Source organism: Sphaerisporangium corydalis (assembly GCF_025506355.1).
GTDB lineage: Bacteria > Actinomycetota > Actinomycetes > Streptosporangiales > Streptosporangiaceae > Sphaerisporangium > Sphaerisporangium corydalis.
In genome coordinates this window covers 13,858-27,847 of the sequence record NZ_JANZYP010000070.1, presented here as the reverse complement: position 1 = coordinate 27,847, position 13,990 = coordinate 13,858, and the positions used below count along the sequence as shown (strand labels likewise).

Sequence of the window (13,990 nt, the reverse complement as noted above, 5' to 3'; positions counted from 1 at the left end):
CGAAAAGGGCCTCGCTCCGCTCGGGCGTTTGTTCGGGAGCTTCGCCCTGGTCGGAGCGAGGAACGATCCCTTCCGATTCGGGGGACTGCCGGGCCGATCCGGTCCATGCGTCCGGTGCTCATCACAGCCGAGACTCTCACTCTGAGAGCGTTGCTCGATGCCGGGCAGCGTGGGCGTGGACGCCGTTACTCCCAGGTGCTCGCCAGGTCGGCAGGTCGTCGGCGGACCAGTACGACCGCCGGTACCAGGCTCGCGGTCAGTGCGATGACGAGGCAGGCGCCGGCGATCGCGGCGACCGGCCACCACGGCATCACGACGAGCACCTCCGGACTCTTGCCTCGCAGCGCGAGCACGAGCCCGGCGACCGCGGGCACCACGGCGACCACGGCCAACACCGCCCCGAGCGCGGTGACGAGCACGGCCTCCGCGCCGATCATGCGCAGCACCTGGCCGGGCGTCGCCCCCGACAGCCGCAGCACCGCCACGTCGCGCGCCCGGCCGCTGGTCGCCATGAGCAGCGTGTTGGCGATACCGATGGCGGTGTACAGCAGGGCCATCCCGAGCAGTGCGAGGGTGGCCAGGCTGTTGAGCCGGTCGCCCTCGGCGTCGAGGACCGCGTGGAACCGCGCGGTCGGTACCAGCGCCCCGCCGCCCGCCGCGGCCGCGGCCGCCGCCGGGCCGGTGTCGGCGCCGGGCTCGAGATCGAGGTAGACGAGGTCGGCGAGCGGCGCGCCGCTGTGCCCGGTGAGCAGGGCGGCCGGCAGCAGCAGCGTCCGCGCCAGGTCGATCTGGTCGTCGACGACGGCCACCACGCGGAGCGACACCTCGGTGGAGTCGGCCAGCGCGATGCGCAGCGTGTCGCCGAGCCGCCGGCGGCCGACGGGCACCGCGACCGTGTCGGTTCCGGTGAGGTCGTCGAGGCTGCCGGCGACGACCGGCAGGTGCACGACGCGGGACAGGGCGGGGCCGTCTACGTAGCGACCGGTCCAGTCGTACGGCGGGTTGAGTTCGTACACGTACACCGGCCGGTCGGTGACGGCGACACCGGCCCTGACCCCCGGCGCCCGCGCCACCGCGGCCACGGTCCCCTCGGAGACCGGCCCGGAGACGAGGGCGGACGCGACGACGCGGTGCTCCGCGGCGGCCCGCCCGGTCTCGGTGATGATGGACTCGCCGACCAACGCCCCGGCCGCCAGGCCGATGGTGATGACGATCGGCGCGACGGTGGCCGCCGTGCGGCGCATCGCGGTCAGCGCGCTGTGCCGTACCAGGGTCCCGGTCGCGCCTCCGGTGGCCGCGGCGGGTGCGGTCAGCAGCCAGACGAGCGGCCGCAGCAGCACCGGGGAGAGGAGGGCGCAGCCGGTGATGAGCAGCAGTACCACGAGGAAGAAGTATCCCGTGAGGGCGGCGGGGTCCAATGCGGAGAAGGCGACGGCCAGCGGCACGGCGCCACCGACGGCGAGCAGGCCGGCGATCCACCGGCCGACCGTCATCGCGCGCTGGTCGACGGTGGCCTCCCGCAGCGCCTCGGCCGGCCTGATCCGCCCCGCCCGCCGGGCCGACAGCCACGCGGCGACGAGCGCGACGAGCAGGCCCACGCCGATCGCCGCGGCCACCGCCCACCAGATGAACCGGGCGGTGTACCCGGGCGGGGCGAGGCCGACGGTGGCGAGCCAGTGGGCGAACGGCGCGGCGACGGCGTAGCCGAGGGCGGCGCCGGCCAGGCAGGCGACGACGGCCACGGTCATGGCCTCGCCGAGCACGAGCCGGCCGACCTGGCGGGGCGTCGCCCCGACCGAGCGCAGCAGCCCGAACTCGCGCCGCCGGGTGGCGACGGAGTAGGCGAACGTCGACGCGACGACGAACGCGGCGACGACCAGGCCGATGCCGGCGCTGTTGCCCAGCACGATGAGCGCGGCCGTGCGCAGCTGGTAGTCGGGGTCCGGGGCCGCGTCGACCCGGTCCCGGCCGCTGAGCACGCGCACGGCCCCGCCGGCGCCCTGGTCGCCGGCGGCGGCACGTACCTGCCCGGCCAGCGCGGCCGCGGTGGTGCCCGGGCGGGCGGTGAGCGCGATCACGGCGATCCGGTCGCCGGCGAGCTCGGCGGCGACGGCGTCGGTGGTGTAGAACGCGGCCGGCGCGGTCGTGCCGAGTACACCGCTGACCACGAACTCGCGGTGCCCGGCGGCGGTCTGCGCGGTGATCCGGTCGCCGACCCGGTGGGCGGTGGGCAAGGTGAGCACGATGCCGTCCGGCCCCGCCGGGGGTCCGCCCGCGGCCCAGGTGGAGCGGTGCAGGGCCGCGACCGACCAGGGGTGGATCCGGTCGCCCGTCTCGCCCTCGACGGTGGCGTAGCCGGCGTGGTCGACGACGAGGTCACCGTCCACGGTGGACAGCCGCCGGGGCAGGTCGCCCGGCAGCGCCCGGGATTCGACGGTATCGGCGACGCCGGGCGGCCCGGTGGCGTCGTCGGCGGTGAGGGTGGCCGAGGCGGTGCCGGCGACGACGACGTCGGCCCGGGCAAGCCAGGCGGCGCGGCCGTCGCCGGTGCCGAGCGCGCTGAGCGCGGACAGCGCCGACGTGGTCAGCAGCGCGACGCCGAACGCGAGCGCGACGAAGCTGCCGACGAAGCCGCCCATCCGGGCCCGGACGGTCTGCCAGGCCAGGGCGATCACGACGGGACCTCCAGCCGGGTCATCCGGGCGGCGACCGCCTCGGCGGTGGGCTCGGTGAGCTCGCCGGTGACCTGACCGTCGGTGAGGAACAGCACGCGGTCGGAGAAGGACGCGGCGAACGGGTCGTGGGTGACCATGATGACGGTGAGCCGCTCCCGGTCGACGAGGTCGCGCAGGATGTCGAGCACCTGTCGGCTCGCGGCCGAGTCGAGCGCGCCGGTGGGCTCGTCGGCGAAGACCACCTCGGGCCGGGCGATGAGGGCCCGCGCGATGGCGACCCGCTGCTGCTGGCCGCCGGAGAGCTGCGCGGGGCGGTGCCCGGCGCGGTCGGCCAGTCCGACGGCGCCGAGCGCATCGAGGACCGCCGCCCGCTGCGGCTTTCGCCCGGCGAGCCGCATTGGCAGGCCGACGTTGAGCTCGGCGGTCAGCGACGGCAGCAGGTTGAAGGACTGGAAGACGAAGCCGATGCGGTCGCGGCGCAGCAGGGTCAGCTTCGTCTCGCTTAGCTTGGCCAGGTCGTGCCCGGCGAGCAGCACCTCGCCAGAGGTGGGCCGGTCGAGACCGGCCGCGACCTGCAGCAGCGTCGACTTGCCTGAGCCGGACGGCCCCATGACGGCGGTGAAGGTGCCGCGGCCGAAGTCGGCGTTCACCGAGCGCAGCGCTTCGACCTCGCCGGACCCGCTGCCGAAGACCTTGCCCACAGCACGCAACGAGACGGCCGGGCCTTCCACCGAGGCCCGGCCTGCGACGGTCAAAGCACCACGACCAGCCGGCGACCGCGCAGATCGGTTCGCTGCCAGGCGGCCTCGATGTCGCTCAGCGGGACCTTCTCCACGTCGAAGGTGAGCTCGCCGGACCGCGTCCATGTCACGATCTGCTGGTACACCTCGTCCATGGTCCGCGGGTTGAGCCCCTTGGCCGCACCGTAGATCTCCACGCCGGAGGTGCGCAGGCTCGACCCGGCGAGCGTGATCACGGTCTCGGCCGATTCGCCGATCTGGACCACCCGGGTCGGCTTGCCGAACGCGAACGACCGCGGCACCAGCGCGCGCAGCAGGATCTCGCTGGGCCTGCCCCACAGGTAGTCCAGGACGACGTCGTATCCGTCCCCCCTGGCGTCGAGGTAGGCCTGCGCCAGCGCCTCGTCGGAGACCGCGGTGTTGATCACCGTGTCGGCGCCGATGGCCTGTACCTCGCGCAACTGGTCGTCATCGCGGCCGGTGGCGACGATCCGGCCGGCGCCCAGCAGCCGGGCCACCTTGACCGCGAGCCGCCCGGCGACCCCGGTGGCGCCCTGCACCAGCACCGTCTCACCGGGAACGAACCCCGCGGCCGTCTTCATCGACATCGCGGTGACGGCCGAGGCCATCACGGCCACCACGGCCGGGTCGATGCCGTCGGGGATCGGCATGTAGGAGCCCTGGGGCACCACGGTCTTCTCGGCGAGCGCGCCGTAGGGCAGGCGGATGTTGCCGAACCCGACGAGCGTGCCGTCCGGGAGGGCGCCGATGCCGTCGAAGGCGGGGATCGCCGGGAACTGGCCGCTGTACTTCTCGCTGGCGTAGTGCGTGCCCGCCGCGATCGCCTTGTCGACGTTCTCGACGGAGACCGCCCTGACGTCGATGATCACCTCGCCGTCGCCGGCCACCGGATCGGGGAAGTCCTCATAACGCGGGATGCCGCCGGCCTCGTGCAGCACCGCCGCCTTCATCCCAGCTCCTGACCGAACAACCGGGCGATCCGCGTCTGCCACGCCACCAGGACGCGAGGCGGACGGGCCGGCGAGTGGCCTGACCCGTGGTGGTGCGAACCGTGGTGCGGACGGTCGTGCGTGAGCGAGTGCCGCCGCCCATGGCCGTAGTGGGCTTGGCCGTGGCTGTGGTGGGCCTGGCCCTGGTGGCCGGTCGGCCACTCGGTGTGCGGGGGAATCCCCGGAATGCGATGGGTCGCCAGGTGCAGCAGGTCGCGGAGCGAGTGCCGGTGTCTCATCGTTGTCTCCTCTGGCAGGACTCTCTATCACTGATAGGGAACTCTAGCACTGATAGAGTCCGGAGGGGAGGTACGGAGAAATTGGCCCTGGACAAGCAGCGGATCGTCACCGAGGCCGTGGCGCTACTGGACGCCGAGGGTCTCGACGGCGTGACGACCCGCAAACTGGCCGCCCGGCTCGGCGTACAGTCGCCGACCCTCTACTGGCACATCCCGAACAAGGCGGCGCTGGTCACCGCGATCGCCGAGGCGATTCTCGAGCAGCAGTTCCCCGAGATGGCGTCGCCCGTGCCGGAGGAGTGCTGGCAAGACTGGCTGATCGGCCTGGCTGAGCGGCTGCGGCGCGCGTTGCTGGCCCACCCGGACGGAGCCCGGATCATCGCGGCCTCCCAGCTGTCCCTCAAGATGGCCGCCATCTCCGAACTGGCGATGAGCTCACTGGTCGGGCGGGGCATTCCCCTGCGGCAGGCCCGCCTGATCGTGATGACGGTGTTGCGCTTCACCGTCGGCTACGTCCTGGAAGAACAGGCCGGCCGCCCCGACGCGAACGCCCTGGACGGCTTCGACATGGCCGCGTACGCCGCGGCGTATCCCACCGTGGTGGCCGGTGTGGCCGAGTACTTCCAACCCGGCCGCACCGTCGACGATCTGTTCCGCGATTGTCTGGAACAGATCATCCATGGTCCTGCCGCGCAGTCCGGCCCCACGTCCTGACCGGTCAGCCGCTCCGCGGACGAGTGAGCCCTGACACGAGCGCCCCACGTCGAAACGGTGGAGGGCCGATGAGTTTTGGTGGGGTGGGCCGTCCGCACTTGGGCCGGGTGGCGTAGGGTCGCGCGGCGTCGAGTTCGTGGAGGCGGGTCATGGGGAAGTTGCAGTATCAGTGCGCCATGTCGCTGGACGGCTTCATCGCCGGTCCGGGGGGGGACATGTCCTGGATGGTCGCGCATCTGGGGCCCAATCCGGCGATGGACGAGGTCATGAACGGGACCGGTGCCCTGCTCGTCGGCAGGCGTACCTTCGGTGGCGACGATCCGTACAAGGACACCGAGAACGAGGGGGAGCCGTACGGCGGGGGGTGGTCAGGGCCGCAGTTCGTGCTCACCCACCACGCCCCTGAGGCGCCGGTGCCGGGTGTCACCTTCGTCGGGGACCTCGCCGAGGCGGTCGCCACCGCACGGGCCGCCGCGGGTGACAAGTACGTCGGCGTCCTCGGGGCGGACGTCGCCCGGCAGTGCGTCGAGGCGGGCGAACTGGACGAGATCTACGTGCTCGTCGTGCCGGTCCTGCTCGGCGACGGCGTCCGGCTGTTCGACCACCCTGGCGGGATGAACGTCAAGCTCGAACGGCTCGGCCTGGTCGAGGCGCCGGGGGCGACGAACCTCCGGTTCCGCGTCCTCGGGTGACCACGAGGGCGTGAGACGTCCCCGGACCATCAGGGCGTGAGACCGGGGGTGTCAGGTGGTGAGGAAGGCGCGGAGGGCGGTCAGGGGTGGGGTGATGTCGAGGCCCTGGGCGGCGAGCCAGGTGTCGTCGTCGTAGGTGCGGGTGTAGCGGTCGCCGCCGTCGCAGATCAGGGTCACCACGCTGCCGCGCTCACCCCTGTCGCGCATCTCCCCGATGATCTGGACGGCCGCCGCGACGTTGGTGCCGGTGGAGCCGCCGACGTGGCGGCCGGTGACCTCACGCACCCAGCGCATGGCCGCGATCGAGGACGCGTCCGGCACCTGGATCATGCGGTCGATGACGGTCGGCAGGAACGAGGGTTCGACCCGGGGGCGCCCGATCCCCTCGATGCGGGAGCCGGTGCCCGTCGTGCTCGCGTCACCCTCGGTCCACGAGGGGTAGAACGCCGACCCGTCCGGGTCGACCACGGCCAGGCGCGTCGCGTGGCGGCGGTAGCGGATGTAGCGGCCGATCGTCGCGGACGTGCCGCCCGTGCCGGCGCCGACGACGATCCACGCGGGCTCGGGGTGCCGTTCCAGGGTCATCTGCTGGTAGATGCTCTCGGCGATGTTGTTGTTGCCCCGCCAGTCGGTGGCCCGCTCGGCGTAGGTGAACTGGTCCATGTAGTGGCCGCCGCCCTCCTCGGCCAGCCGGCGGGACTCCTCGTAGATCGTCCCCGGGTCGTCGACGAGCCGGCACTTGCCGCCGTAGAACTCGATGAGCGCGATCTTCTCCTGGGAGGTGGAGGCGGGCATCACGGCGACGAACGGCAGGCCGAGCATGCGTGCGAAGTACGCCTCGCTGACCGCCGTGGAGCCGCTGGAGGCCTCGATGACGGTGGTGGCGGGGCCGATCCAGCCGTTGGCCAGCCCGTACAGGAACAGCGACCGGGCCAGCCGGTGTTTGAGGGAACCGGTGGGGTGGACCGACTCGTCCTTGAGGTAGAGGTCGACCCCCCAGTGGGGCGGGAGGGGGAATACGTGCAGGTGGGTGTCGCAGCTACGATTGGCGTCCGCCTCGACCGTGCGGATCGCCTCGGCCGCCCAGGCCCGGGTCGCCGGATCATGCCGATCTACGTGCTTCATGGCCCTACGCTATCGGCTGGTCCGATGATGTGACCCTTACCACACTTTTCCCGCTTTTGGGTGTTGTCTGTTATTATAATGAGACTTGTCCGGTCTCGGGTGTGAAGTCGCCACCTCGGCCCGATCGCTTCAAGGCCCTCCTGACCAGCTAATACCCTTAACGTCACCCTTATAGGTGAACCGCGAGCATGTGATCAGCCGTCAGATGGAGTAAAGCGGTTACCGAGCCTGCATGGGTTCATGCCGGATGGGTAACGGGGGACAGGCAGGCATGAGGGGGATGAGATGATCTCGATGACCGAGCAGCAGCGTCAGGCGTGGTTCGAGCGCGACGTCATGCCCGTGACGAACCAGCTGTACGCGTCCGCCATGCGACTCACCCGCAACACCGCCGACGCCGAGGACCTGGTGCAGGAGACCGTCGCCAAGGCGTACACCTCCTACCACCAGTTCCGCCCCGGGACGAACCTCAAGGCCTGGCTCCATCGGATCCTCACCAACAACTTCATCAACGACTACCGCAAGCAGCAGCGCTCGCCGAAGTTGTCGGCGGCCGAGGACATCGAGGACTGGCAGCTCGCCGCCGCCGAGTCGCACATGTCCACGGGGCTGCGCTCGGCCGAGACCGAGGCGCTGGAGCAGTTGCCGGACACCGTCGTGATGAACGCCCTCCGCGCCCTGCCCGAGGACTTCCGGGTCGCGGTGTACCTTGCCGACATCGAGGGGTTCGCGTACAAGGAGATCGCCGAGCGGATGGGCACCCCGATCGGGACGGTCATGTCCCGCCTGCACCGTGGCCGCCGCCAGCTCAGGTCGATGCTGGAGGGCTACGCCCACGAAGAGGGCGCCCTGCGGCCGTCCCCGCAGTTCCAGGCCGCCTGAGGGCGCTCACGGCCGGGGTGCCCGACGGCGCTCACGGCCGTGCCGCCGCCTGGTGCGCGCACACGGCCGGGCGTCGTGAAGATCACATGGACGTCCGGCCCCCCGTGTGCCTACGGTCTCGCCATGACGACACGGAGACTGATCTCAAGCGGTTCCACGTTCGAGCAGGCCATCGGGTACTCGCGTGCCGTGGTCGACGGTGACTGGGTGCACGTCTCGGGGACGACGGGCTTCGACTACCGGACCATGACGATCTCCGACGACATCGTGGACCAGGCCGAGCGGTGCCTGCTGAACATCGGGGACGCGCTGCGGGAGGCGGGCTGCTCGTTCGCGGACGTGGTGCGCGTCCGGTACATGCTGCCCGACCCCGCGGACTTCGAGCCATGCTGGCCGGCGCTCCGGCGGTGCTTCGGCGAGGTGCGCCCGGCCGCCACGATGCTGGTGTGCGGGCTGTCGGATCCGAGGATGCGCATCGAGATCGAGGTCACCGCCCACCGCGCCTGAGATCTGGGCGGATTCCCCCGAGCTAGGCGGCGGCGATGAGCGCGACGGCGCCGAGGGCCAGGCCCACACCCGCCGCCTGCACGGCGTTGAGCCGTTCCCCGAGCACGTACCGCGCGAGCAGCAGGGTGCTGGCCGGGTAGAGCGACACGAGCACCGCCACCAGGATCAGCAGGCCGCGCTGCACCGCCAGCAGGTAGAGCACGTTGGCGGCCATGTCGAGCACGCCGGTGGCGATGATCGCGGGCAGCGCCCCCCGGCCCGGCCGGAGCGAGCGCCCGGTCGTCAGCGCCAGCGCGGCGACGACCACCACCGAGGCCGTGCGGGCGCCGAGCAGGGGCCAGACCCCGGCGCTCTCCGGCACCTGCTTCAGCAGGATGAAGAACCCGCCGAACCCGAGCCCCGCCACCAGCGACCGCAGGATCGGGCCCAGCGTCGCCCGCCCGGCGGCGCTCCCGGAGTCCCGGCTGACCAGGACCACCGCCGCCAGGGCGAGCGCCACCCCGCACAGCGCGAGCGGTTCCGGCCGTTCGCCCATCGTCAGGCCGACCAGCACCGGCAGCGCCGCCGACATGGTCGCGGTCGTGGGGGCGACCACGGACATCACCCCGCCCGCGAGCGCCTGGTAGAACATGATGACGGCGAGCCCGCCGGACAGGCCGGCCGCCATGCCCCACGCGATCGTGTCCAGGCCGGGCACCCCTGGCAGCAGGGGGAGCAGCGGGAGCACGAACAGCAGCCCCGCGATCTGGCTGACCAGGACGACGGCGAGCACGCGCGAGCGTTTGGCGGCCAGGCCGCCGAAGAAGTCCGCCGTGCCATAGACCACCGCGCAGGCCGTCGCCAGCAGTACCACCGTCATTACCCTCTAACCCCCAATGGATTGCACTGTTAGTGCAATATATTGCGACTAATGGGTTGTACACAAATTTCAATACACTGCACCCATGCCGGATCCGGAGACAGTCACGGCGGCGATCGCCACCAACGTGCGCGCCCAGCGAGCCCACCGAGGGCTGACCTTGGACGCGCTGGCGGCACGCTCCGGCGTGAGCCGCGGGATGCTCGTCCAGATCGAGCAGTGCCGCACCAATCCGAGCGTGAGCACGCTGACCCGGATCGCCGACGCCCTCGGCGTGACGGTCGCCCGCCTGGTGGAGGTCTCCGACACCCCGGTGGTGCGCGTCGTGCACGCCTCCGACGTCGTCACCCTGTGGCGGAGCGACAAGGGCGGCTCGGCGCGCCTGCTGGTCGGCTCGGACGCCCCGGCGATCCTGGAGTTGTGGGACTGGACCCTGGCGGGCGGGGAGTTCCACGACGGCGACGCCCACCCGGCGGGCACCCGCGAGATGCTGACCATTCTGGAAGGCGAGCTGACCCTGTCGGTGTACGGCCACAGCCATGTCGTGGCCCGGGACGAGGCGGTGCTGTTCAGCGCCGACCGGCCGCACCGCTACGCCAACGAGGGGACCGAGCCGCTCCGCTTCATCATGGTCGTCACCGAACCCCGCGAGACGCTCGACCAGTAGGAGCCCGCGAGGCGCTCAAACGGCGGTGCCGCGAGGCGCCCGGCCGCGTGCGAGAGGTGTCCGGCCGGGTAAAGGAACGCCAAGTAGTCGTTTGGTTTCTCACAGTAACATCACGTCTCGCTTACGGTGGTGCAAAGCACCGCCCAATGCGGGTACATGAACGTTGTGCGCGCACTCAGGGAGTCCCGACCCGGCCGGCTGGACGTCGCCCGGGGGGTGGTGGGGTGACCGACGCCCGTGGGGCCCTCGCGAAACTCCGCGTGGAGCTCGTCGGCCTGGGGGTGACAGACGCCTACGAAGTGTGCGACGACGCGATTCTTTCCGTGTGGATTGGGCTGGTCGTCACGTTCCGTGATGGCTTTTACCGTTGGCAGGAGGGTGTGGTGAAACGTCGCCACCTGGGTACTGATCCGGTTGGATGTGCCATTCGGGTGGCACGTCGTTACGCCGAGTCACAGGCCGACGCACCGCCCTGGTGGGACGAGCTGGAGAAGACTCTGCGGGGGGAAACGGCGGAGAACTTCGACAACTACCCGTGACCCCTGCCGCTGTTCGGGGGGAGCGCGCGGGTGGCAGTCATACGGGTGGGATTCACGTGGTTGTCGCTCCCGCTGTCGTTCCTGGCGGTGCTCAGCCTGCCGGGATGCGGCGAGGTGGTGGCACCGGTACCGCAGGGCCATGACGACGGTGTCGTGCGGGTACGGACGTCGGCACCGGTCCGCAGACAGGCCGACCCCGTCCTGCTGGCCCGGTGGGTGATCGCCCAGCAGCCCGGCTGGCCGGGCACCCGGCCGGTGGCGGCGCCGAGGCGGCGCTCGATCAAGTGCGGGCAGGTCAAGTGCGTGGCCCTGACCTTCGACGACGGGCCGTTCGACTACACCGGCACCGTGCTGGACATCCTCGCAGAGAACCACGCGAAGGCCACGTTCTTCATCGTCGGCCAGATGGTGACCCCGCGCACCCTGCCCTTCGTCCGCCGCATGGTCTCCGAGGGCCACGAGGTGGGCAACCACTCCTGGAGCCACCCGTCGCTCACCTCGCTGTCCCGCGAGGCGCTGCGCGGCCAGATCGAGCGCACCCAGCAGGTGGTCAAGGCGGCCACCGGGGCGACGATGCGGTTGCTGCGACCGCCGTACGGCGCGACCAACGGCACGGTCGCGGCCGAGGCGGCGCACGACGGGCTGGCGCAGGTCCTGTGGGACCTGGACACGCTCGACTGGCGCGACAGGAACAGCACCCTGGTCGCCAAACGGGCCTCCGCCGCCCGGCCGGGGTCGATCGTGCTCCTGCACGACATCCACCGGACCACCGTCGAGGCGGTGCCCCGGCTGCTGCGCGAGCTCACCGCCAAGGGCTACACCTTCGTCACCGTGTCCGAGCTGTACGGTGCCCGCGGCCTGGTCCCGGGCCGGCGGTACACCGGCGAGGCGGGCGAGGAGAGCAGACGCCCCTGACCCACCCGGCCGGCACGCGCGGCCTTCAGGCCTCGGTCACCACGCCCGGTCAGACACGGTCACCGCGTCCCGGTCAGCCGCCGCGCTTGGCGCGGGCGGCCGAGCGGCCGCGGGTGGCCGCGGCGAGCACGACCTTGCGGATGCGGACGGTGTGCGGGGTGATCTCCACGCACTCGTCCTCGCGGCAGAACTCCAGCGCCTGCTCCAGCGACAGCGACCTCGGCGGGATCAGCTTCTCGGTCTCGTCGCTCGTGGAGGAGCGCATGTTGGTGAGCTTCTTCTCCTTGGTGATGTTGACGTCCATGTCGTCGGAGCGGGAGTTCTCCCCGACGATCATGCCCTCGTACACCTCGGTGGTCGGCGTGATGAACAGGGTGCCGCGCTCCTGGAGGTTCATCATGGCGAACGCGGTGACGACGCCCGCGCGGTCGGCCACCAGCGAGCCGTTGCTGCGGGTGCGCAGCTCCCCGTACCACGGCTCGTAGGCCTCGAAGACGTGGTGGATCAGGCCGGTGCCGCGCGTCTCGGTGAGGAACTCGGTGCGGAAGCCGATGAGCGCGCGGGAGGGGACCACGAACTCCATGCGGATCCAGCCGGTGCCGTGGTTGGTCATGTGCTCCATGCGGCCCTTGCGGACGGCGAGGAGCTGGGTGATCGTGCCGAGGTACTCCTCGGGGGCGTCCACCGTGAGCCGCTCGACGGGCTCGTGCAGCTTGCCGTCGATGGTCTTGGTGACGACCTGCGGCTTGCCGACGGTCAGCTCGTACCCCTCGCGGCGCATCTGCTCGACCAGGATGGCCAGCGCCAGCTCGCCGCGTCCCTGGACCTCCCAGGTGTCGGGGCGCTCGGTCGGGAGCACGCGCAGCGACACGTTGCCGACCAGCTCCTTCTCGAGGCGGTCCTTCACCATGCGCGCGGTGACCTTGGAACCCTTGACCTTGCCCACCAGCGGGCTGGTGTTGGTGCCGATCGTCATCGAGATGGCCGGCTCGTCGACGGTGATGAGCGGCAGCGGGCGAGGATCGTCGGGGTCGGCCAGCGTCTCGCCGATCATGATGTCGGGGATGCCGGCGATGGCGATGATGTCGCCGGGCCCTGCCTGCTCGGCGGGCTTGCGCTCGAGCGCGTCGGTCATCAGCAGCTCGCTGATCTTGACCCGCTGGATGGTGCCGTCGGTGCGGCACCAGGCGACCTGCTGGCCCTTCTTGATGGTGCCCTGGTGGACGCGGCACAGCGCGATGCGGCCGAGGTAGCTGGAGGCGTCGAGGTTGGTGACGTGCGCCTGGAGCGGCGCGGTCGGGTCGTACACCGGCGCGGGGATGGTCTTGGTGATCGTCTCGAACAGCGGCTCAAGGTCCTCGGAGTCGGGCATGCCGCCGTCCTCGGGACGGTTGAGGCTGGCCCGGCCGGCCTTGGCGGAGGCGTAGACGATCGGGAAGTCGATCTGCTCCTCGGTGGCGTCGAGGTCCATGAAGAGCTCGTAGACCTCGTCGACGACCTCCTTGATGCGCGCGTCGGGCCGGTCGACCTTGTTGATGCACAGGATGACCGGCATCTTGGCGGCGAAGGCCTTGCGGAGCACGAACCGGGTCTGCGGCAGCGGCCCCTCGGAGGCGTCGACGAGCAGCACGACGCCGTCGACCATGGACAGGCCGCGCTCGACCTCGCCGCCGAAGTCGGCGTGGCCGGGGGTGTCGATGATGTTGAGGGTCATCCCGCTGTGCTTGACGGCGGTGTTCTTGGCGAGAATGGTGATGCCCTTCTCGCGTTCCAGGTCGTTGGAGTCCATGACCCGCTCGTCGACGTCCTGGTTGGCACGGAACGCCCCGGACTGCCAGAGCATGGCGTCCACCAGCGTGGTCTTGCCGTGGTCGACGTGCGCGATGATCGCGATGTTCCGCAGGTCGTCGCGGCTGTTCAAAGGCATGATGGAGTCTCGCTCTGGGTCGTGGAGGCCGGCCGCGGAGTATGCAGCCACCACTATTTTAGTTGATCGCTGTTACCACCACGTGCCGGTCTTGCGCAAAGGGGGGCAAATCCGGCACGATTTCGAACTTTCCGGCCCGCTCGCGTGACCCTGGATGACCAGCCAGGACGGGGGAAGGGGATGACCACGACCCCGGCCCATGATGGTCAAGGAACTCCGCACTCTGGACTAACGGCGGCCCGCAGGGGCAGACACCGGACATGGTGGACGAAGATCTGAACCGGCTCGTCACCCCGGCGCCTCCGGCGACCGAGCCTCTCGGCCGCCGCCCGCGCGGGCGGCAGACAGGACAACGGTGCCGGCTGGGCGTCTGGGCCCTGGTGGTGGGCGCGTTCGTGACCGGATGCGTCACGCCGATGGCGGCGAAGATGGACGGCCACGCGGCCGTGCCCCCTCCCGGCCACCTTGCCGGACCTCGCTGACGGCCCCCGATTAAGCT

At 71.1% G+C, this 13,990-nt stretch carries 15 protein-coding genes; 8 read left to right on the top strand and 7 right to left on the bottom strand.

Going from position 1 to position 13,990, the window contains the following annotated elements:
- Positions 1-185: 185 nt before the first annotated feature.
- From NYZ98_RS34345 to NYZ98_RS34330, 4 genes are read right to left on the bottom strand one after another with little or no spacing between them, the layout of a single operon-like run.
- Positions 186-2,675, bottom strand: a complete 2,490-nt coding sequence (locus tag NYZ98_RS34345) for an ABC transporter permease (RefSeq protein WP_262848101.1) — start codon at positions 2,673-2,675, stop codon at positions 186-188.
- Positions 2,672-3,430 (bottom strand): ABC transporter ATP-binding protein, encoded by a 759-nt coding sequence (locus tag NYZ98_RS34340; RefSeq protein ID WP_262848099.1) that lies wholly within the window; start codon positions 3,428-3,430, stop codon positions 2,672-2,674. Before NYZ98_RS34340 ends, NYZ98_RS34345 begins: the two co-directional genes overlap by 4 nt.
- Positions 3,427-4,386 carry a quinone oxidoreductase family protein gene (locus NYZ98_RS34335; protein WP_262848097.1) on the bottom strand — a complete coding sequence of 320 codons (960 nt, stop codon included), beginning with the start codon at positions 4,384-4,386 and terminating at the stop codon, positions 3,427-3,429. Before NYZ98_RS34335 ends, NYZ98_RS34340 begins: the two co-directional genes overlap by 4 nt.
- Complete coding sequence (locus NYZ98_RS34330; protein ID WP_262848095.1) at positions 4,383-4,664, bottom strand: hypothetical protein; 282 nt, start codon at positions 4,662-4,664, stop codon at positions 4,383-4,385. Before NYZ98_RS34330 ends, NYZ98_RS34335 begins: the two co-directional genes overlap by 4 nt.
- A gap of 81 nt (positions 4,665-4,745) precedes the next feature.
- Here NYZ98_RS34330 and NYZ98_RS34325 point away from each other — a divergent pair, with 81 nt between their 5' ends.
- The gene (locus NYZ98_RS34325; RefSeq protein WP_262848093.1) at positions 4,746-5,378 is read left to right on the top strand and encodes a TetR/AcrR family transcriptional regulator C-terminal domain-containing protein; all 633 of its coding nucleotides are present in this window, start codon (positions 4,746-4,748) and stop codon (positions 5,376-5,378) included.
- Between the two features lie 149 nt (positions 5,379-5,527).
- Complete coding sequence (locus NYZ98_RS34320) at positions 5,528-6,070, top strand: dihydrofolate reductase family protein (protein WP_262848091.1); 543 nt, start codon at positions 5,528-5,530, stop codon at positions 6,068-6,070.
- A gap of 51 nt (positions 6,071-6,121) precedes the next feature.
- Here NYZ98_RS34320 and cds1 read toward each other — a convergent pair whose 3' ends face one another.
- Positions 6,122-7,195: an L-cysteine desulfhydrase Cds1 gene (cds1, locus tag NYZ98_RS34315; protein ID WP_262848089.1), complete on the bottom strand. Its 1,074-nt coding sequence runs from the start codon at positions 7,193-7,195 to the stop codon at positions 6,122-6,124.
- A gap of 285 nt (positions 7,196-7,480) precedes the next feature.
- On the opposite strand from cds1, the gene NYZ98_RS34310 reads away from it, so the two are divergent.
- The gene (locus NYZ98_RS34310; RefSeq protein WP_262848087.1) at positions 7,481-8,077 is read left to right on the top strand and encodes a sigma-70 family RNA polymerase sigma factor; all 597 of its coding nucleotides are present in this window, start codon (positions 7,481-7,483) and stop codon (positions 8,075-8,077) included.
- Between the two features lie 123 nt (positions 8,078-8,200).
- Positions 8,201-8,584, top strand: coding sequence for a RidA family protein (locus NYZ98_RS34305; protein WP_262848085.1), 384 nt, complete (start codon positions 8,201-8,203; stop codon positions 8,582-8,584).
- Between the two features lie 22 nt (positions 8,585-8,606).
- Here NYZ98_RS34305 and NYZ98_RS34300 read toward each other — a convergent pair whose 3' ends face one another.
- Complete coding sequence (locus tag NYZ98_RS34300; protein WP_262848083.1) at positions 8,607-9,443, bottom strand: DMT family transporter; 837 nt, start codon at positions 9,441-9,443, stop codon at positions 8,607-8,609.
- Between the two features lie 85 nt (positions 9,444-9,528).
- Between NYZ98_RS34300 and NYZ98_RS34295 the strand changes: the two genes are divergently transcribed.
- From NYZ98_RS34295 to NYZ98_RS34285, 3 genes are all read left to right on the top strand, one after another.
- On the top strand, positions 9,529-10,110 hold the full coding sequence (locus tag NYZ98_RS34295) for a helix-turn-helix domain-containing protein (RefSeq protein WP_262848081.1): 582 nt from the start codon (positions 9,529-9,531) through the stop codon (positions 10,108-10,110).
- A gap of 224 nt (positions 10,111-10,334) precedes the next feature.
- A complete protein-coding gene (locus tag NYZ98_RS34290) occupies positions 10,335-10,649 on the top strand; it encodes a hypothetical protein (RefSeq protein WP_262848079.1) in 315 nt (104 codons plus the stop codon).
- A 30-nt stretch (positions 10,650-10,679) separates the two neighbouring features.
- Entirely contained in the window at positions 10,680-11,564 is an 885-nt protein-coding gene (locus NYZ98_RS34285) for a polysaccharide deacetylase family protein (protein WP_262848077.1), read from the top strand.
- A gap of 73 nt (positions 11,565-11,637) precedes the next feature.
- Here the strand turns inward: NYZ98_RS34285 and typA are convergent, their stop codons facing one another.
- Positions 11,638-13,491, bottom strand: a complete 1,854-nt coding sequence (gene typA / locus NYZ98_RS34280; protein ID WP_262848075.1) for a translational GTPase TypA — start codon at positions 13,489-13,491, stop codon at positions 11,638-11,640.
- A 260-nt stretch (positions 13,492-13,751) separates the two neighbouring features.
- Here typA and NYZ98_RS34275 point away from each other — a divergent pair, with 260 nt between their 5' ends.
- On the top strand, positions 13,752-13,973 hold the full coding sequence (locus NYZ98_RS34275; protein ID WP_262848073.1) for a hypothetical protein: 222 nt from the start codon (positions 13,752-13,754) through the stop codon (positions 13,971-13,973).
- Positions 13,974-13,990: the final 17 nt, after the last annotated feature.

What these genes read in the sequence shown, in the direction of transcription:
- NYZ98_RS34310 (WP_262848087.1), top strand. Translation starts at nt 7,481, where the DNA reads ATGATCTCGATGACCGAGCAGCAGCGTCAGGCGTGGTTCGAGCGCGAC.
- NYZ98_RS34300 (WP_262848083.1), bottom strand. Translation starts at nt 9,443, where the DNA reads ATGACGGTGGTACTGCTGGCGACGGCCTGCGCGGTGGTCTATGGCACG.
- NYZ98_RS34335 (WP_262848097.1), bottom strand. Translation starts at nt 4,386, where the DNA reads ATGAAGGCGGCGGTGCTGCACGAGGCCGGCGGCATCCCGCGTTATGAG.
- typA (WP_262848075.1), bottom strand. Translation starts at nt 13,491, where the DNA reads ATGCCTTTGAACAGCCGCGACGACCTGCGGAACATCGCGATCATCGCG.
- NYZ98_RS34305 (WP_262848085.1), top strand. Translation starts at nt 8,201, where the DNA reads ATGACGACACGGAGACTGATCTCAAGCGGTTCCACGTTCGAGCAGGCC.
- NYZ98_RS34330 (WP_262848095.1), bottom strand. Translation starts at nt 4,664, where the DNA reads ATGAGACACCGGCACTCGCTCCGCGACCTGCTGCACCTGGCGACCCAT.
- NYZ98_RS34320 (WP_262848091.1), top strand. Translation starts at nt 5,528, where the DNA reads ATGGGGAAGTTGCAGTATCAGTGCGCCATGTCGCTGGACGGCTTCATC.
- NYZ98_RS34295 (WP_262848081.1), top strand. Translation starts at nt 9,529, where the DNA reads ATGCCGGATCCGGAGACAGTCACGGCGGCGATCGCCACCAACGTGCGC.
- cds1 (WP_262848089.1), bottom strand. Translation starts at nt 7,195, where the DNA reads ATGAAGCACGTAGATCGGCATGATCCGGCGACCCGGGCCTGGGCGGCC.
- NYZ98_RS34275 (WP_262848073.1), top strand. Translation starts at nt 13,752, where the DNA reads ATGGTGGACGAAGATCTGAACCGGCTCGTCACCCCGGCGCCTCCGGCG.